Below are 19,224 nucleotides of genomic sequence, written 5' to 3'. Positions count from 1 at the left end.
CATGGCTGAAAGTTGGGGTGAACGAAGTCATGCAAGGAAAAATTCTGGTCGTGGATGACGAGAAACCCATTGCGGATATTTTGAAATTTAACCTGGAAAAAGAGGGCTACGAGGTGGTTCTCGCATTCGACGGGTTTGAAGCCACCCGGCTGGCGTTCTCCGAGCAGCCGGATCTCATTCTGCTCGATCTGATGCTGCCCGGCAAGGACGGAATGGACGTGTGCCGCGAGGTGCGGGCGAAGCTTGAGACGCCGATCATCATGCTGACCGCCAAGGACGGGGAAATCGACAAGGTGCTGGGCCTGGAGCTGGGCGCCGACGACTATGTGACGAAGCCGTTCAGTACGCGGGAGCTGCTGGCTAGGGTGAAGGCGCAGATGCGCCGGCAACAGAAAGCAGCGGCGGCCGAAGGTGCGGAGGAAACAAAGCAGGGCATCAGTCTGTTTGAACTGTTCATCGATACGGACATGTATACGGTTCACAAGAACGGCGAGCCGCTGGATCTGACGCACCGGGAGTTCGAGCTCGTGCATTACCTGGTCAAGAATGCAGGGAAGGTCATGACCCGTGAGCATTTGCTGCAGGCGGTGTGGGGCTTCGAGTATTTCGGCGATGTGCGCACGGTGGACGTGACGATTCGCCGGCTGCGCGAGAAGATCGAGAAGGATCCGAGCAAGCCGGAATATATTTTGACGCGGCGGGGATTGGGGTATATGATGCGGAGCTCCAAGGCGGGTGGACTCTAGAATGAATCTGCCCTCCTTTTTTCGCACGATCCAGGCCAAGCTGATCATCATTTACGTGCTGCTCATCCTGATCGCGATGCAGTTGATCGGGGTGTATTTCGTGAGCGCGATGAAAACCTCGCTGACCAGCAATTTCACCAAAGAGCTGCAGGAGCGGGCGGAGCTGCTCTCCGTGTTGGCGGCGCAAAACCTGGGCGTGACCGGAGACTCGGCGGAGGAATCCATGGAGAATCTGCGCGTGCTGGTCAACAACCTGTTTAATATCGGCGGGGCCGAGATTCAGGTGCTTGACGCGAGCGGCAAGGTGCTGACGACGTCCAAGCCGTCCCACGCCGATTACGTGGGCACGAAGAATACGCAGACGGTCGTGAGCCGGGCCCTGCAGGGCATTCGCGACAACGAGGAGTACATTATCGATGAGGATAATGTCCGGAAGAAAGTCGTTGCCAAGCCGGTGGTCAGCAGCGGGAAAATCGTCGGGGCGATCTACATCGCGGCGTCGATGAGCGAGCTGTACAGTACGATGGAGCGGATTAATAATATTTTTATATCCGGTATCCTGCTGGCGCTGGGGTTGACGGCGGTGCTTGGCGTCATTCTGGCGCATACGATTACTTCCCCGATCAAGGAGCTGACCCGGCGTGCCACGGCGGTGGCCGAAGGGGAGTTCCATCAGAAGATGCCCGTGCTCGGCAACGACGAGATTGGCCAGCTCAGCAAGGCGTTCAACTACATGACGAGCCGGCTGCGCGATGCCCTGGCGCAGAACGAAGAAGAGAAGGAGAAGCTCGCTTCGATCCTCACGAACATGAGCGACGGGGTGATTGCGACGGATGAGACCGGCCGGGTGATCCTGATGAATCGGCGCGCCAGCGAGATGCTGGGGACGGCGGATACGGCGCTCGATCGGGTTGATATCATGTCCCTGCTGCATCTGCCGGATGAGGAGAAGGATGTGCTGGAGCAAGGGACGATGCACTCAACGATCCTCGAGAATGCCGGGCCGGACGGGGATGTCTTCCTGATCCGGGTTACGTTCACGCCGATTCATCGGCGGGAGATCGGGATCATCGGCACGATTGCCGTACTCCAGGACGTCACCGAGCAGGAGAAGCTGGAGGCGTCGCGGCGGGAGTTCGTGGCGAATGTATCACATGAGCTGCGAACGCCGCTGACGACGATCAAGAGTTATACCGAGGCGCTGGAGGACGGCGCCATGGAGGACCCGGAGCTCGGGTCGCGGTTCGTATCCGTGATTCAGAACCAAACCGAGCGGATGATCCGCCTCGTCACCGATCTGCTTCACTTGTCGCGCTTCGATTCTCAAGAAGCCGAGCTGCGCAAGCAGCCAACGAACGTGATGGAGATGCTGGAGGAAGTGGCGGACCGGTTTTCTTTTCAAATGCAGGAGAAGGGGATTAAACCCACGTTGTTTATCGCCAGTGAGGTGGACACGGCCTGGATCGACCGCGACCAGATTGACCAGGTGCTGGACAACCTGATCTCCAATGCGATGAAGTATACGCCGGAAGGCGGTACGATCACGCTGGAGGCGCGCCTGACCGAAGACCGGCAGTTGGCGATTTCAGTGCAGGATAACGGGATCGGGATTCCGAAGAAGGACCTGGAGCGGATTTTTGAACGATTCTATCGCGTCGATAAGGCGCGTTCACGGAATATGGGCGGGACGGGCTTAGGCTTATCCATTGCCCGGGAAATTGTGCGGGCGCACGGCGGGACCATCTCTCTGCAATCGGAATTCGGCCAAGGCACCAAGGTGACCTTTACGCTGCCGGCGGAGAAGCAAGGAGGCGAGGCGCAGTGAAGGAAAGAGTCAAATCGCTGGCGCTGGCCTTGCTGGTCGCGTGCAGTCTGGTACAGAGTTATTTCCTGATCTATCAATTGCCGGGCAGCAATCCGGTGGTCAAATCGGAGAGCGACTACATTCGCACGGAAAATATGGGGACGACCCTGGAGGCGGATGCGATGCTCTTTCCGGCGCAAATTGCCGTGCATATGGGCGAGGAGCGGCACACGGTGTTTTACCCGGATTCGACGTTTTACAATTTGATTTACAATCGCCTGAAGGGTCGTCAATTCGACGGATTTCAGCGGTATGACATCGATAATATCAACTGGTCGGACATCCGCAGCAAGGATATCGGTGTGGAGCTGGTATTCGGCGGGGGGGTCCCGGTGGAGTTGCTGCAGAAGGTGATGCAGATCGCGCCGGACTCGTTGTTTGATGCGGAGAATGTCAACCGGCTGATGATCTACAACACGGGAACCGATGACCAGGTGCGGGTGTTCTTCTTCAGCTCGCGGGGCGACGTCGTATACGAAGCAACCAAAGCCGACTTGACGGTGCAGGACGTGCAGCAGCAGGTCGACTTCGGGAAGGACTGGGTGCCGTATACCTTAACCGATGGGTATTACGTTCCCGAGAAACCGGTCGATCTGGTCGAAACTGGCTTGAACATTGGGTTGTATACGACGGAGCAGATGCAGAGCTTGTTCTTTGACCCGAGCATCACCCGATACATCCGGGAAAAAGACGGCTCCGAAATCTATACGGACAGTAAACGCAGCCTTCAGGTCAAGCAAAACCGGAATTGGATCAACTACACGGATCCGGCCGCGCCTTCGGCGGGCGAGAACAGCCCGAGCAAAAACGTGCTGTCGGCGATTGACTTCGTCAACCAGCACGGCGGCTGGAACGGGAAGTACCGGTTAGAGCAGACGAGCGACGGCATCGAGGAAGATCAGCAGCGGATCGTATTCCAGCAGTACTACGGAACCGGGCAATTTGGCGCTTTTCCGATCCTCGACTTGCCGACGTTCCATTACGGGGCGATCACGCTGGAAATGCGCCAAGGCACGATCGCCGGCTATGAGCGTTCGTTGATCTACGGCTCCGGCAGCAGTTGGGAGAAGAAGGTCGTCTCCCTGCCGGGCGGCAAGGCGCTGCGGGAGAGCATTGCGGCGCTCCAAACGGAGGCGCGCATCGCCGGGTTGTACCCGGCGTACCTGCCGTCGCTCACCGAGAAGGGCCTGCTGCTGAAGCCGACGTGGGTCGTCGAGCTGAGCAACGGCGCGACCCGGGTGCTGGGCCTCGGGGCGGTGGAGAAGCCTGGAGCGAATGCAGACGAGGCTGCCGGCGCAGGCGGTGGTGCGGGTGTCGGAACTGGAGTAGGAGGAGGTACAGGAATAGGCGCAAATGCGGGTACTGGTGCAGGAACCAGTGCAGGAACCAGTGAAGGAGCAAGTGAAGGAGCAAGTGCAGGAGCAAGTGCAGGAGCAAGTGCAGGAGCAAGTGCAGGAGCAAGTGCAGGAGCAGATGCTGGTACCGGCTCATGGGCAGGAACAGGAACAACAAGTGCTGACACGGATGCGGGTACTGGTGCTAATACAAATACAGGTGCGGGCACGGATGCGAAAGCAGTTGCTAACGCTAGCGCAGGTGCTACAGGTGCTGACAAGGATGGATAACCTGTTGCAAATGCAAAGGAGTAATTGGGTTACCCAGCTGCCACTTTCACGTCTCACGTACTTCTAACGGAAACAGATGACGCTATTGGGCCAAGGTGTGGGGGATTTCGAAGCTAACGGAAACAGGAGACGTTATGAGGCCTGGTCGGTGGCAAATGGCTCCTATTCGGTGCGAATAAGGTCGCTGGAGTACGTTAGGCTGGGAAATCGCCGGGAAATACGCCGTTAACGTCACTACGTTCCGTTAGGAGGAAACGAGGGTGAGACGGATGCTGAATCTGAACGAAGGGGGATGAACCATGGATTGGGGTCAGGCGAAAAACGTGCTGATTTACGCTTTTTTACTGTTGAATCTGGTGCTGGGTTATCAGCTGTGGAACGATCTGCGCGAGCAGGCCGACTCCAACCTGGATATCACTGCCCTGGAGAATAATACGCAGCAGGCGATGGATGAGAAGAACATTCGCGTCCTCGCCAAAATTCCGACGGAAACGCCGGAACTGCCCAAAATCGCTTACCGGTTCGTGGATGACGCGCAAAGCGGTAAGCTGACGGACCTGCCGGTGCCGGTCGACAGCAGGTTGATTTTTACGCCGCGGGATTTGACGGCCGCGCTGAAGGACAGCCTGCCGGACATCGGCGATTACCGGTATGACGAAGTGGCCAGCAGCTCGGACGTGTTTGTGCTGCATCCGTTGGTGGAGGGGAAATGGCCGCTCTTCAAAATCGAGCTTAAGTTGTTTAACAGCAACCAGAAGATCATTTCGTACCAGCGCCGGGCGATCGAGATCAGCTATCCGGAGGAGGAGAAGCCGCAGCGCGTGCTGTCGGCCTCGAAGGCGCTTGGCAACTTGATCGAGAACTTCCTGCCGGAAGGCTCGGTCGTCACGGAAGTGGAACTCGGGTATTACGGCGAGGTGTTCGATTCGGATGCTCATCTGCCGGCCGCTCCGGCCTGGCGGTTCATGCTGGAGAGCGGCAAGGAGTATTACGTACAGGGCATCAGCGGTGATGTTATCAGTCCGAACACAGAGAAGACGAAGGAGTAATGGGAGATTATGGGGATCCAATTTTCGGTGCTGTCGAGCGGTTCGACGGGAAATGCAACGCTGGTTGCCAATGGGGAAGTCACGCTGATGGTCGATGCCGGCTTTAGCGCCAAACGCATCGATGAGTTGATGATGGAGCGTGGAGTGACCGGGCAGGAACTGACGGGAATTCTGGTCACGCATGAGCATTCGGACCATATCAAGGGCTTAGGCGCGGTGGCGCGAAAATACAATCTGCCGATCTATGCGAACGAGAAGACGTGGGCGGCCATGGAAAAAGCGATTGGGAACCTCGCGGACGACCAACGCTGTATCCTGGGCACCGGAGAAACCCGCGATTTCGGCTCGCTCCGCGTGGAGTCGTTCGCCATCTCGCATGACGCCGCCGAACCGGTAGGATATAACTTCTACGACGGCAAGGAGAAGCTGAGCGTATGCACCGACCTGGGCTACGCCAGTGACAAGGTGAAGGAGGCAATCTGCGACGCCGATGTGTTAGTGCTTGAGGCAAACCATGACATCGAGATGCTGCGCATGGGACGGTACCCGTGGAACATCAAGCGGCGCATTCTCGGCGACCTGGGCCACTTGTCCAATGACGCGACCGGCGAGCTGATGAGCGAGATTCTGAACGGCCGCCTGAAGCGGACGTATCTGGCTCACCTCAGCCGTGAGCACAATATGCTCGACCTGGCCAAGATGTCCGTTCGCACCGCCATGGAGGACCGTGGCTGCTTCTTCAAGGACAGCGAGTTCAAGCTCTGCGAAACGTATTACGACCGGCCAACGCCGTGGGATGTATTGAGCGAACGGTAGGTGGCGGCGGGAGGAGGCGGTTGGTTTTTTTCTTGGAACCCGCTTAGGTTGGGGCGTGACGGTGGCAGGCCCCGTGAGAGGCGTGGAACACTGCGCAAGCTCCTCGTCGCTGAGCGCGTATAAGTATAAGTGGAGTGGACTCATTCGTTGTGATGTATCTGATTTTTTGAGTATAATGTGTTGCTGAGGACGAAAAATCTGAATTGTATTCGGTTTTTCATATAGATTCGGGTCGGATGGACCTTCTGGGACGAGAATGTATATGAAATTTCGAATACATTCCGTCGAGATCGTCAAAAACGGCGAAATGTATTTGAATTTTCGCATACATTTATCGTAGCTAGACAAGCAACCGCCCGGGGATGCCGAATCCCCGGCGGTTTTTTTCTGCTATAGCTCCCACCCCGGTAAGTACGCCTTGGTGTTGTTCAGCATCGTCGCGAACAGCTCCTCCGCCTGGTCCGGCGTGAGGCCGGAGAGCAGCGGGTCGTTCAGGAAGGCGTGGAAGGCCAGGTCGCGGTCCTTGTTGATGGCCGCCTTGAGGATGGCCTCCTGATTGTAGACGTGACGGGTGACGAGATTGTTGATGTCCTCCGGCAGGCTGCCCGCCAGCACCGGCTGGACGCTGTCCGCGCCAAACACGGCGTTCGTCTCGACGACGGCATTCAGCGACAGCGAAGCTATTTGGCCGCGGTTCGGCAGATTGACGTTGGTGATCATCGGAGCGCTGGCGCCGGTCAAGCTGCGGAGCATGGCGATGCCTTCCTCACCGCTGGATTTGAGCGAGAACGTCTCCTCGCCGGCCACAAGCCGGCGGCTGCGCTCCCGCAGCTTCTGCAGGTTGTCGATCCGCCAGGCCACGGTCGTCAGGCCGAATTTCCACTGCTTCACGTGCTCGGGGCTGCGCAGGTACCAGATGTTCGGCATGAATTCGGCCAAATGGCGGTCGCCTGCGGCAGCGATCAGGCCGAAGCGGCGGAACAGGTCGAAATGGATGCGGTTCGCCGAGGTGAAGCTGTTGTTCATCCAGTGGTCTTTTTGCCCATGGGTGCTAAAGCCTTCTTCGGCATACTTCTCGGCAAAAGCCCGGTAGATCGGGAACAGGTCGGTACCGCGATAGGAAGCCCGGTCCAGCCAGGTGAAATGGTTGATCCCGAGCACGTTGACCTCGATGTCTTGACGGCGGACGCCGGAGAGCCCCTCCATGTCCTCAAGCATTTCGGCGAGCAGCTCCTGCGTGCCGAACACCTCGTGGCAGCAGCCAAAGGCTTTGATGCCCGGGAATACCTCGTACAGTGTGCGGGTCAGTACGCTCATCGGGTTCGTGTAGTTGATGACCCAAGCGTTAGGGGCGTGGTCGCGGATGGCCTCGGCGATCTCCACGTACATCGGGATGCTGCGCAGCGCACGAATTGCACCGCCCGGGCCGACGGTGTCGCCGACGGATTGGTAAACGCCGTAGGCTTCCGGCGTATGTACGTCCGACCGCATTTCCTCGAAGGTTCCGGGAAGGATGGAGATGATGACAAAGTTGGCGCCTTTCAGTGTTTCCGGCAACGTCTTCACCGCCTCGTAGCGCCAGCGGCTCACCGCCTCCGGGTGATCTTGCAAGCGGTTGCCAATCACTTCGTTGGCTTGGGCCGCTTCCAGGTCGATATCATATAACGCCACGTGCCCCGACAGCGCGGGCTCCAGGGCCAAGTCGCTCATGAGCCCCCAGGCCCAGCCGCGCGAGCCGCCGCCGATATAGGCGATTTTCAAATTATTGATCGTTGTTGCTTCTGGCATGTCTCGTTCACTCCCTTGAAGGATGTTACAATAAACATAGAGCAAAATTAGAAAAGTTACTGCACGGATTTTGTTAATATGAGCTGTTATTCTACATTTTTTGCTGTAATGAGAGGGAAGTGTTGGGAGGGGAGCGGAATAATGCCGGAAGGGCTGGAAGGGTTGGAAGGGCAGTTAGCGCCGATTCGCCGGGCGTTGTTCATCGAGGCGGCGAAGCAGCCGGGACGGTTCTCGATGGAGGGGGAGCATTTTCATGATGCGTGGGAGATTTATTATCTCGTGTCCGGGGAACGGTGTTATTTCATCAAGGATCAAATCTACCGCATTTGTGCGGGCGATTTGGTGCTGATCCCTATCAATGTGCTGCATAAAACGTCGCCTTCGGGGAAGTTGTCACAACCCCACGAGCGGTTGCTGGTGAACTTCCGCACGGAGGCGGTGAGCAAGTTGCTTCCCGGAAGGGTGGGAGAGCTGGAACAGCTCTTCGAACGGTATCCGGTACTGCGGTTAAACGCCGAGGAGCAGCAGCTTGTACGACCGTTGCTGGCCCGAATGCTGGCGGAGCAGAAGGAGCAGGCCAGCGGGTATGAGGAGTATAGCCGGCTACTGTTGGCTGAGCTGCTGCTCAATTTGCTCCGCATGGCGCAGGCCCGGCCGAGTCATGATGGGGAAGAGGGAGGCGGCGGCAAGCGCCCGTACCGGGAAATCACCGAAGTGGCCCGCTACATCAACGCGCATTACGAAGAGAATCTAAGCCTCGGCGAGCTGGCCGGGCGCTTCCACCTTAGTCCGTATTACCTGAGCCATATCTTCCCGCGAGTCACGGGGCTGACGTTGGTGGCCTACATCAACCGCGTCCGCATCGAGGAAGCCTGCGCACTGCTGCGCGAGACGGATCTGCCCGTCACCGATATCGCGTATCGCGTCGGCTACCAAAGCGCGACCCATTTCGGTCGCGTGTTCAAGAAGGCCAAGGCGGTCTCGCCGCAGGGCTACCGGCGCGAGCAGCGGATGTTTAGCGGTGAGCGGGCACGGTAAACTTCCGCACGCTGCCATCAACGAGGTATTTCTGGGTCAGGAAGAACAGTAGGTTGCACGGCACAATGACGGCACAATGCTGACGGCCACAACGGGATGACCTGGTTCCGGGAGACTGCGGACGAGGTGTCCAGCGACTAGCGGATGCGGACGTGGACGCTCACTCTCACTCTCACTCTAAAGCCGGTTCTACCTCAGAAGTGGATCATCAGCTCGCAGGAAATGTTGCATTTAATGCAGGATTTCGGCGGCGGAACAGGCCTGGGGAGGTGAAATGCTGCATTTCCTGCAACATTTGCACCCTAAAACTAGCTCGTGGGGCCAAAATGCTGCATTTTTTGCAACATTTGTACCCCAGGACCAACCTGAGGGGCCGAAAAGTTGCACTTTTTGCAGGATTATGAGGTGTTTGCGAAGGGACAGGGTGAAGAAGTTGCACTTTCAACAACATTTTGGCGGTAGGGACGCCAGCTCCGAAGAAAGGTTGATCTTCTCACAGCCAAAAAGAACTTCCCTCAGTAAATAACACGAGGGGAGTTCTTCTGATGACATCATGCGACCTACTGCCCGGAGCCGCCGCCCCCAGTCGTTGCGGCTGGAGCAATTGGGCGGATAGAGACAAGGTACATGGGATGAGTAATGGGGGAGCAATAGTGGAAGTAAGTGCCGGTAGGGGCAGTGTGGATGGGACGAGTAACAGGGGTGGTGATAAGGGCAGTGTGCATCGGACGAGCAGCAGGAGCGGGTGACATGGACAAGGGGTGTGGCAGGAGTAATAGGAGTGTGAGGGGGATGTGGCGAACCGCTAACGCTTAGGAGAAACGCTAAATGGGCTAAAACGGGGGTGTGCAGGATGTAACGCTCATCAGAGAGCTTATTTCCTTGTTTTAGATGAAATCAGGGTTAATTTCCGCTGAATAAGCACGCTGACAAGCGTTAGAAATGAAATCCCCCCATTTAGACCCTAATAAGCTCTCTGGTCAGCGTTAGAAAAAGTACGCAGTAGGGTATCCCAAATCAGCATGGAGTCACAGCGTGGAGCCACTTTGTGATTTCCCTTCACCGATATCGACTCCCAAGTTCGCGGAACCTATAACCGGGTGGCGCTAAGTGAAAGGGGCGGCCCCGGTTGACATCCGAGTCATAGCTGACGCAAACCCAATTTGCGGTGGCTTCCAGACGGTCGTCTTAGCCGGAGTCCGGGAGTGCGGGGGCGGTCGAAGACTCCAATTACACTGTGGGGTATGGGGGCGGGGTGAGGAAGCCGTCGATTTCCAACGCTTTTTTCTCGATTTCCTCGCGGGTCAAAATGCCTTTCTCGATGAGCAGTTCCATGATCGCACTTAAGGTCACCAGCTGGTGGTAATGCTCTTCCTTCATGTCCGCCAGCTTGGCGAGCACATTTACTTCATTCATCGGCGTAGAGTAGTAGGAATCCATAGTGTACCTCCTTCAGGTGGCCGCGCGGCCTGCGCGGTGTATGGGGGCGTTGCCTTCGGACCTGCGATGGAGGGGGGCGAGAAGTCGGCAGCAAAAATCCCGTTAATTCCCTGATCAAATTCTGCTTCCCAACCATCAAAATATGGTAAAATAAATCTATCAATCTATCGCTTTAATATAGTGTAGTCACGGGTGAGGTCAAACATTCCAATGTTCAGAAAAAAAGCGGCAAACTTCTCAAAATCCAGGCAACCTATCTTCGGTTCATGTCGTTAAGAAATATAAGGGGACGCATGAATATGGCTTTGCCTTCGCGGCATACAGTTGAAGGGGACCTTTGCTTGGGGTGGGTGGCTCAGCTGACGAGCCGAAGCCGTGTTGGGAAGGCATGATGGAGGAGGAGAATAGAGATGGGATGGTTTGACGATGACTTTTATTCCACCAAGGTTCCGGGACGGCGCGTGCGCCTGTCCGAGGGCGGCAGCCTGCGGCGCTGGCGCGGAGGGCCGCGGAAGCACCGGCCGGTGCTGTCCACCTTGCAGATCTCTTTAATCTCTTCCGTTCTTAGCGCGGTGGTGGCCGTGCTGCTATTCAGTTTTATTACAGGGCTTCCTTCCTCATCAACCCGCCATGTCGCAACCGGCAGCGCTGTATTGCTCTCCGATGCCGGCGATCCCTATAGCAAGATCAGCTCGGCAGCGGCCAAAGTCTCACCTGCCGTGGTCAGCATCCTGAATCACGGGGAGTTGTCAGAAGGCGATCCGGAGCAGGCGGTGCTGGGTTCGGGTGTGATTTTTAAGAAAGAAAAGGGCAAGGCCTTTATTATAACAAATACGCATGTTATTAGCGGTGCAAGCGATCTGGAGATCGTCACGAGCGATGGGGTTTCGCGTGAGGCCAAGGTGGTGGGGCAGGACTCCATCAATGATATCGCCGTACTCGAAATCGATGCCCAAGGCATAGACACGGTGATTGAACTGGGCGATTCCCAGAAGCTGCACGCGGGGGAGACGGTAATCGCCGTGGGCAATCCGCTGGGACTGGGCGGTACCGTGACCTTTGGGATCGTGAGTTATAACGGCCGGATGATTCCGGTGTCGCTGAACCAGGATGGCGTATACGACTGGGAGCAAGAGGTGATCCAGACGGACGCGGCGATTAACGAGGGGAACAGCGGCGGGGCGCTGGTCGATTTGAACGGTCGGCTGATCGGGATCAATACGATGAAGATTTCCGATACCGGGGTGGAAGGACTTGGCTTTGCCATTCCGGTCAACGAAGTGATGAAGACGGTCGATGATCTCCTGCTGCATGGTAAAGTAGTACGTCCTTACATGGGCGTATATACGTTGGATCTCAACAACCGCTTCTCGCCGATCAGTGACGAACAGCGCCGGGATCTTAACCTGCCGAGCCGTGTCACGGCAGGCGTCATTGTTCTGGAAGCCCACGGGCCTGCGCTGGATGCGGGTCTGAAGCTAAACGACGTGATCACCCAGCTCGACAAGCAACCGATCAAGTCGACGTTGGAATTGCGCCGCTATCTGTACGACCACAAGAAGATCGGGGATGACCTGGAGGTCACGTATTACCGTGAGGGCAAACCGGAGAAGACGACTTTGAAACTGACCGACAAACCGTCCGAAGCGGAGATCGAACAAGGGTTGGACGAAGACAAATAAACAACACACGCAGGAGAGATTCCGAAGACAGGACAGCCGTACACCGAAACGACTGGAATGGGTCGGGGTCTCTTTTTTCTATGCGTATGCGGGAAAAGAAGGAGGATGGAGATGGCCAGAACCTATCCATTTGCAGGCAAGGCTCGGCAGCAGCTGTTGGAGGAAATGGCACACCCGGCTGAGCCGCTGGATCTGCTGGTCGTGGGCGGCGGGATTACCGGGGCCGGGATTGCCCTGGACGCGGCGGCACGGGGAATGCGGGTGGGGCTTGTGGAGATGCAGGATTTTGCGGCTGGGACATCAAGCCGTTCGACGAAGCTGGTGCATGGCGGCCTGCGTTACCTGAAGCAGTTGGAGATCGGCGTCGTAGCAGAGGTGGGGCGTGAGCGAGCGATTGTGTACGAGAACGGCCCGCATGTGACGACGCCGGAGTGGATGCTGCTGCCGATCTATCGGGGCGGGACGTTCGGCCGGTTCAACACGTCGCTGGGGCTGCGCGTGTACGACTTCCTCGCGGGGGTGAAGCGCGGGGAGCGGCGCAGCATGCTGACGGCGGCGGAGACGCTGGCGAAAGAGCCGCTGCTGAAGCGGGACGGCCTGCTGGGCAGCGGGTACTACGTAGAGTACCGCACGGATGACGCCCGGCTAACCCTCGAGGTGCTCAAGGAAGCGGCGGCCCGTGGGGCGATGGCGGTCAACTATGCCAAGGTGACCGGGTTCCGGTACGAAGGCGCGCGGCTCATCGGCGCCGAAGTGGCGGACCTGGCAAGCGGGCGGATGTATGAGCTGCGCGCCCGCAAAGTCGTCAATGCGGCGGGACCGTGGGTGGATGCGCTGCGCGAGCTGGACGGGTCGAAGCAGGGCAAAATGCTGCAGCTGACCCAAGGCGTGCACCTGGTATTCGACCAGGGGCGGTTTCCGCTGCGGCAGGCGGTGTATTTTGATACGCCGGACGGCCGCATGGTGTTCGCGATCCCGCGCGACGGCAAGGCGTATGTGGGGACGACGGATACGGTGTATCACGGTGAGCTGACCCGTCCGCGCATGACGGAGGCAGACCGCGATTACATTCTGGATGCGGTTAACGGGAGGTTCCCCGGGCTGGCCATCACGGCGGCGGACGTGGAATCCAGCTGGGCTGGCGTGCGGCCGCTCATCTATGAGGAGGGCAAATCGCCTTCGGAAATCTCCCGCAAGGATGAGATTTGGGAGTCGGCGTCCGGCCTGATCACGATCGCCGGTGGCAAGCTGACCGGCTACCGCAAGATGGCGGAGCTGGTCGTCGACCGTGTGGCCGCCAGACTGAAGCGGGAAGAAGGTCGGAGCTTTGCGCCTTGCTCCACCCGGACGCTGCCGATTTCCGGCGGGCAGGTGGGCGGTTCGCAGGGACTGCCCGGCTTCGCGGCGCGGAAGGTGCAGGAAGCGGCGGAACGCGGCATCCCGCAGGCGCTCGCCGCCAAGTGGGCGGCCCGATACGGGTCCAACGTGGATCGGCTGATGGAGCTGGCCGCCTCGGTCGGTTCCTCCCCGCTCCCGTTGGAGGTGGCGGTCCCGCTCCGGTATGCGCTGGAAGCGGAGATGGCGATGACGGCGGTGGATTTTTTCGTGCGGAGAACGGGGGCTTTGTGGTTTGACATCGCCTGGGTGCGACGATGGAAGGTGCCGGTTATCGCCGAGATGGCCCGGTATTTCGGCTGGCCGGAGGAAATGAAGCGGCAGCGGACCGAGGAGTTGGAGCAGGTGTTGGCGGAGGCGCTCCTTCCGGAGTCGGTTTCGATTCCCCCAAAGGAAACTTAAAAATTAAAGGAATTCTGCTGATTTTTGTCGAATTCATGAGCGTTGCTTTTTTTCAGCCAAGAGGAGAGGATGGGGATGACGTTGATGAATGGGAACAAACGAATCGGAAGGCTGGCGGTGATCGGCATCGTTAGTATGGCCTTGGCCGGGAACGGGCTGCTTGCAACGGGTCAGGTTAGCGCTGAGGCATCGGGTTTTAAGGACGTGCCGCAATCGCATTGGGCGTATGATACGGTGATGTGGTCCAAGGCGAACGGGGTCTCGGACGGGTATCCGGACGGAAGCTTCCGGCCTGGGCAGGCGGTGACTGAAGCGGAATTTCTGGCGATGCTGTTGAGGGTTTATCCGGGGGTGGTGCTTCCAGAAGCCACAGCAGGAGAGGTTTGGTATGGGCCTTATTATCGTGCGGTAAATGCCTGGAATTGGCCGGTCTACAAGGAGCCGACCCGACAAGTGACACGGGGGCAGGTGGCGCAGCTGCTTGCGGCCATCACCGGACAAGCGTTGGGCGAGACGGAGGCCGTTCGGTTTGTGTTGGAACAAGGGCTGGCCAAAGGCAAACCGGGCGTGGACGGCTTGGAAGGTTACGCTCCGAAGGATGTGCTGTCCCGGGCGGAAGCGCAGACGTTCTTGTATCGGCTGAAGCAGATGAAGCCGGAGGTGTCGGCCGAAGCGATCACGCTGAAGGAGAAGCCGGGACTGGCGGGGCAGGAGAGCAACCAAGGCTCACCTGCAGCGCCCGAGGGCGCTGCACAGCCGCAGGAATCGGCGTCGTCCCCCGGGGATGCGGGGGGAACGGCAACTCAGACGCTGACCGGGATGCGGCTGCAGGGAATTGCGATCGGGGATTCCACGGATCAGGTCATTCGACTCCTGGGCGAGCCTGACCGCAAGGACGAGGCGGCCGCCGGGATGCTGTGGTACATCTACAATAAAGACGCCGCGCGTTACGCCCAAATCGGGGTGAAGGAGGGCCGGGTGGTCGCGCTCTTTTCTAATGGAAAAGGGTGGCAGTTTGCGACCGGCGATACTCGCGGGCTGGATGGGCTGCGAACGACGGCTGCGGCGGACAAGCTGTGGGGCAAACCGGTGAACGATGCCGATTATTTTGTCGTTTACGAAACGGGGGACAATGCCGTTTATTTGTACGTGGATAAATATGAGGCGAAGCGGGTAGACGGAGTCCTCGTCATAGACAAGGCGTTTGACAGCACTTACCGGTTTGCGACCCCGGAGCGAACGGGACTTCGGGCGATGGAACGGCAGGTCTTGGATTTGGCGAATACGTTCCGGGCGGCCCAAGGCGTGAATGCCGTGTCCTGGAGCGATAAAGCGGCGAAGTCGGCGCAACTGCACAGTGAGGATATGGTGAAGCGGAATTATTTTGACCATCGGAGTCCGGAAGGATCGTCGGCCGGGGATCGCATGAAGGCTCAGGGCACAGGGGCCTTATCGATTTGGGGTGAAAATATCGCCGTCGGATACACCGATGCGATTGACGCCCATTACGGCTGGGTGAATTCCATGGGCCACCGGACGAATATGCTGAAATCTTCCTTTAAATACCTCGGTGTTGGCGTGGCTGACGGCGGGGACAGCGGGCTTTATTATACGCAAAACTTCTATACCCCGCTGTAACCGGCTGGCGAGCCGGGCCGTTGAGGCTTGGAGGGGGAAGGGACCGTCTACCGGATGTGACCGGGGCGGTTCCTTTTTTGCGCGGAGTATGGTAGAAAAGATAAAGGACAACCTGTTAATACGTAAGCCGGCCGCGGGAGTGCGGCGCATAAGAAAGGATGCTTTGACTATGTACGTCGTATGCAAAGATCATGTGGAACTGGCCATCGATATGTTCGTGGATGAGTTTGAGGAAGCCCCCGATGTGGTGGATTTGGAGCACACCAAGTTTATTGACTGGGAGCCCCCGGTGAAATGCCAGGAATGCGACCATGAGGCGCGGTTTTTGGTGGTGTAAGGTAGTTTAGGCTACAGATCCAGCCCCAGGTTCTTGAATATGTTTGAAAATGAGTATCAAGATACCGATGCCAGCCAGATTAAACGCAGGGAAAAGGATGATTTCCGCCGCTTCCATGCTAACCCCGGCTACCATTTGGCCAATGATCATGGCTGTTAAAGCGGTCAACATCGTTACGGCCTTAACACAGAGGATAGATGAAAGCAGTAGTCCGAATGGTCTTCGCTGCAGAAGCAACAGGCCGGAAAGAATCGCGGCCGGAACGACAAAGCCCAGATCCAGGGCTTGAATGACTAAAGTCGTATAATGCTCCAAACCGATGGGGGCGGCGCTGCCGACGATCGCAGGTTCGATTCTTCCCACCCACATGAGGCCGATCACGGCAGCGATAAAGATCAGAAACCCGGCGATCGTTCGGACCGGAAGTTTGGCGTTGAAGCTTTGCTGCAATATTCTCGGGTCCAGGGACATCATGGCGAGCAGAAAAGCAAAGAAACTCAGGGACATCAAGCCAACGTCGACCAGAAACAGGTCGTTGAACATGGATGTAAATGAATAGGACGCATACGTGTATAGAAAATAAGCCAGCGTTCCCGCCAGGAGAATTTTTCCCTTCAACCGGCCTTTTCTAGCTGACGCAAGAGAAGCGGCCAATAACGGGATGCCCACCAGGACGGTCACGACATCCTGGGCTATCGCCTGCGAAGCCATGGATACGGAATCGTTCCGGTACAATCCTTTGCCATAGATCTCAACGGTTTCTCCGCGTATGGACGTAATTTCATGCTTGCCGGGACCGCCGCTCGAATAAATACCCGTGATTGCCGCAGTCAAGGATAACACCATGATCAGCACGGCCAATACGGTCACTTCCTTCCGAAACTTCATATCAACACCTCCATCTTTTTTGTTGTTGCGGTTACTCGTGCGGCAAGGCGCAAAGCGTGAATTCCAAGAAATGATCGATCAGCCGCTGCTTCTGTTTCTCTCCCACCTTCTCTGTGATCAGCCTTAAGATCAGGCCAAACATCGATGTCCAAATGACTTGTGCGGTAAGCTCAATCCGGCTGTCCTCGATCGGATGGCCATGTTCGTGCCAGAGCTCTTGCAGAGTCTGGTGCAGCATTCGCATGGCGGGCTGAGATGCGGAAGCTCCCTGAAATAAAACGGAGGTGTGTTCCAGGATCGTCGGCGAATTGCTCAGCATCATGATTTTATATTCGTCCGCCATTCCGGTCATCAGCTCGATGTAGGTCCGCATACTTGCTTTCAGTTTTTCCTCTGGGCGGTCTGCCGTGGATAAGGACAAGGACAGTTTATCGACGATTTGTCGATAGGTGCTCATGATGATCTGGTTGATGATATCCTCTTTATCCGTGAAATAGTGATACACGTTGGCGGGAGAATACTCGATTTTATCGGCGATTTTACGGATGGAGATGTTTTCGGCGCCCTCGGTTCTCATAATCTCTGCAGCGGCTTGAAGGATCTTTTCGCGTTTTTCGTTTTTTTCGCGTTCTTTTCGATCTTGAATGCCTATGGGGATCACCTCGAATGGAATTTTTTTGGACTTGGAATAAACAGTGTTCAAATATTGAACGGTGTTTATTTGAAGATAATACGGAACATAAAGCGCGTCAAGGTTGCATGCATGGAGACGAGCATGATATTGAAGGTGGGAGCAAAAACTTCTTGAAAGTGTCAAAAAATGATGCGACTGGGGTACCGGCAGTATAGACCTGCCGAGCGTTCAAAAGGAGGGCTATCGTTTGTTCATTCAAATTATTGCCGTGGGTAAATTGAAGGAAAACTATTTGGTGCAGGGGATCGCCGAATACGCGAAGCGCCTGGCGCCGTACGTGAAGTTTCAAGTCGTGGAGGTGCCCGACGAGAAAGCGCCGGAGACGATGAGCGAGGCGGAGCTCATCGGCGTGAAGGAGCGCGAGGGCGAACGCATCCTCGCGCAGATCAAGAGCGACGCGCATGTCATCGCGCTCGCGATCGGCGGCCAGCTCTGGAGCTCGGAGGAGCTGGCCGCCTGTCTCGACCAGCTCGGCACCTACGGGACGAGCCATGTCGTGTTCGTCATCGGCGGGAGCCTCGGGCTCGCCGATGGGGTGCTCCGCCGTGCGCAGCAGCGGCTGTCGTTCGGGCGCATGACGCTGCCCCACCAGCTCATGCGCCTGGTGCTCACCGAGCAGATTTATCGCGCGGTGAAGATTAATCGGGGGGAACCGTATCATAAATAATAAGTCTGTCTTAAACAGGAGTTAGGAGCGGAAAGCTAAAAGAGATGTGAGATCATTACATGAGGGTAACAAGTATTCAGAAAGGAGAACTCTAAAATGGCAGACGGATGTTTTGAACAATCGTGGACAATGAATCACCAAACACCCATTGCCTCAGAAATGAGTAAACTGGCACAGCTGATTTACAATCCTTCTAAGAAGGATGGTACCTTTAGCCAGAGTATTTCCGGACTGCATACTAGGCAATATTCCCGAATAAGCAAGGACTGGGAAAAATCTTTTTACATGCCCTCTATCATAATTGTTGCTCAGGGAGTAAAGGCTGTCAGGATGGGCAAGGAAATCTTTCAGATTGGCCGGTCACATATGTTTATGATTCCAGTTGCCTTACCAGTTGCTCTGAAAACAATAGAGGCGAATTCTCGGCAGCCATTTCTCGCCGTCGGCTTGACATTAGAACCGGAAAAAATTGCGGGGTTTATTCCAAAAGTTTACCCACAGGGACTGCCCGCTGTGCAAACCCGAAGTGTAGGTTATGTCACTGAGGCTGATATAGGTATTATTAATGCGGTGACGAGGTTAATGGAATGCCTGCACAATCCAAGTGATACAGAATTACTTGCCCCAATTGTTAAGGATGAGATTTTAGTGCGGCTGCTGCGAAGCAACATTGGTATTAACATCGCCGAAATGGGCTTTTCAGGGACAAGTGTGCGGCAGGTGGCAAAGGCAATCGAGTGGCTTCGTAACAACTTTAATGAGCCAATGAAGGTTTCAGAGCTGGCAAGGCTTGCTCATATGAGTGTTTCGGTTTTTCACAAACATTTTAAGGAAGTTACCTCGATGAGCCCATTGAAATATCAAAAAGAACTGCGGCTGCAGGAGGCAAGGAACCTTATGTTATCTAAGCAAATGGATGCAGTTACAGCTTCTCAGCTGGTAGGGTATGCAAGCGCCTCACAATTCAGCCGGGATTATAGCAGCTATTTTGGAAATCCGCCTAAAAGAGATATTGCTAAATTTGAACAGCGGGCTGAAAAATTAAATGCATCAGATGATATCACTTTCACCTCAGGAGAATCAGGCAATAAGTCACGTTAAACAGGCAACAATCTTTTTGAGACTTCAATTATTGTAATATGTGCAAGCGATGGC

The 19,224-nt window shown here is 56.4% G+C and carries 16 protein-coding genes; 12 read left to right on the top strand and 4 right to left on the bottom strand.

The genetic code is table 11. The annotated features are described in order from the left end of the window. Positions 1-29: 29 nt before the first annotated feature. The 5 genes from yycF to BN3795_RS08410 all read left to right on the top strand — a co-directional run bounded on the left by yycF (position 30) and on the right by BN3795_RS08410 (position 6,100). On the top strand, positions 30-746 hold the full coding sequence (gene yycF, locus BN3795_RS08430; protein WP_068784263.1) for a response regulator YycF: 717 nt from the start codon (positions 30-32) through the stop codon (positions 744-746). A 1-nt stretch (position 747) separates the two neighbouring features. Beyond that, on the top strand, positions 748-2,571 hold the full coding sequence (walK, locus tag BN3795_RS08425; RefSeq protein WP_068784262.1) for a cell wall metabolism sensor histidine kinase WalK: 1,824 nt from the start codon (positions 748-750) through the stop codon (positions 2,569-2,571). After that, complete coding sequence (locus BN3795_RS08420; RefSeq protein ID WP_332835595.1) at positions 2,568-4,235, top strand: YycH family regulatory protein; 1,668 nt, start codon at positions 2,568-2,570, stop codon at positions 4,233-4,235. The genes walK and BN3795_RS08420 overlap by 4 nt, the downstream gene beginning before the upstream one ends. 299 nt (positions 4,236-4,534) lie before the next feature. Next, a complete protein-coding gene (gene yycI, locus BN3795_RS08415) occupies positions 4,535-5,284 on the top strand; it encodes a two-component system regulatory protein YycI (protein ID WP_068784261.1) in 750 nt (249 codons plus the stop codon). A gap of 9 nt (positions 5,285-5,293) precedes the next feature. Next, positions 5,294-6,100, top strand: a complete 807-nt coding sequence (locus BN3795_RS08410) for an MBL fold metallo-hydrolase (protein WP_068784260.1) — start codon at positions 5,294-5,296, stop codon at positions 6,098-6,100. 390 nt (positions 6,101-6,490) lie between these two features. Here BN3795_RS08410 and BN3795_RS08405 read toward each other — a convergent pair whose 3' ends face one another. Further along, on the bottom strand, positions 6,491-7,888 hold the full coding sequence (locus BN3795_RS08405; protein WP_068784259.1) for a family 4 glycosyl hydrolase: 1,398 nt from the start codon (positions 7,886-7,888) through the stop codon (positions 6,491-6,493). Positions 7,889-8,029: 141 nt separating this feature from the next. Here BN3795_RS08405 and BN3795_RS08400 point away from each other — a divergent pair, with 141 nt between their 5' ends. After that, the gene (locus tag BN3795_RS08400) at positions 8,030-8,926 is read left to right on the top strand and encodes an AraC family transcriptional regulator (RefSeq protein WP_068784258.1); all 897 of its coding nucleotides are present in this window, start codon (positions 8,030-8,032) and stop codon (positions 8,924-8,926) included. A 1,230-nt stretch (positions 8,927-10,156) separates the two neighbouring features. Here the strand turns inward: BN3795_RS08400 and BN3795_RS08395 are convergent. After that, a complete protein-coding gene (locus tag BN3795_RS08395; protein WP_068784257.1) occupies positions 10,157-10,366 on the bottom strand; it encodes a hypothetical protein in 210 nt (69 codons plus the stop codon). 410 nt (positions 10,367-10,776) lie between these two features. Between BN3795_RS08395 and BN3795_RS08390 the strand changes: the two genes are divergently transcribed. The 4 genes from BN3795_RS08390 (at position 10,777) to BN3795_RS25015 (ending at position 15,820) form a co-directional block, all read left to right on the top strand. After that, positions 10,777-12,048 carry a S1C family serine protease gene (locus BN3795_RS08390; RefSeq protein WP_068784256.1) on the top strand — a complete coding sequence of 424 codons (1,272 nt, stop codon included), beginning with the start codon at positions 10,777-10,779 and terminating at the stop codon, positions 12,046-12,048. 165 nt (positions 12,049-12,213) lie between these two features. Beyond that, complete coding sequence (locus BN3795_RS08385; protein ID WP_232729886.1) at positions 12,214-13,845, top strand: glycerol-3-phosphate dehydrogenase/oxidase; 1,632 nt, start codon at positions 12,214-12,216, stop codon at positions 13,843-13,845. A 75-nt stretch (positions 13,846-13,920) separates the two neighbouring features. Next, positions 13,921-15,483 carry a CAP domain-containing protein gene (locus BN3795_RS08380; protein WP_068784254.1) on the top strand — a complete coding sequence of 521 codons (1,563 nt, stop codon included), beginning with the start codon at positions 13,921-13,923 and terminating at the stop codon, positions 15,481-15,483. 169 nt (positions 15,484-15,652) lie between these two features. Further along, on the top strand, positions 15,653-15,820 hold the full coding sequence (locus BN3795_RS25015) for a CxxH/CxxC protein (RefSeq protein WP_082691335.1): 168 nt from the start codon (positions 15,653-15,655) through the stop codon (positions 15,818-15,820). A 6-nt stretch (positions 15,821-15,826) separates the two neighbouring features. On the opposite strand, the gene BN3795_RS08375 is transcribed toward BN3795_RS25015, so the two are convergent. Together BN3795_RS08375 and BN3795_RS08370 are read right to left on the bottom strand one after the other, a co-directional pair. Further along, on the bottom strand, positions 15,827-16,708 hold the full coding sequence (locus BN3795_RS08375; RefSeq protein ID WP_068784253.1) for a hypothetical protein: 882 nt from the start codon (positions 16,706-16,708) through the stop codon (positions 15,827-15,829). Between the two features lie 31 nt (positions 16,709-16,739). Then, a complete protein-coding gene (locus BN3795_RS08370) occupies positions 16,740-17,369 on the bottom strand; it encodes a TetR/AcrR family transcriptional regulator (protein WP_269800212.1) in 630 nt (209 codons plus the stop codon). Between the two features lie 220 nt (positions 17,370-17,589). Here BN3795_RS08370 and rlmH point away from each other — a divergent pair, with 220 nt between their 5' ends. Continuing rightward, positions 17,590-18,069, top strand: a complete 480-nt coding sequence (gene rlmH, locus BN3795_RS08365; RefSeq protein ID WP_068784252.1) for a 23S rRNA (pseudouridine(1915)-N(3))-methyltransferase RlmH — start codon at positions 17,590-17,592, stop codon at positions 18,067-18,069. Positions 18,070-18,165: 96 nt separating this feature from the next. Next, on the top strand, positions 18,166-19,170 hold the full coding sequence (locus BN3795_RS08360) for an AraC family transcriptional regulator (protein WP_068784251.1): 1,005 nt from the start codon (positions 18,166-18,168) through the stop codon (positions 19,168-19,170). Positions 19,171-19,224 lie beyond the last annotated feature (54 nt).

This window comes from Paenibacillus phocaeensis (assembly GCF_900021165.1).
GTDB classification, from domain to species: Bacteria; Bacillota; Bacilli; order Paenibacillales; family Paenibacillaceae; genus Fontibacillus; species Fontibacillus phocaensis.
Note: the sequence above shows the minus strand (reverse complement) of the source record. Positions and strands in the feature narration are given on the sequence as shown.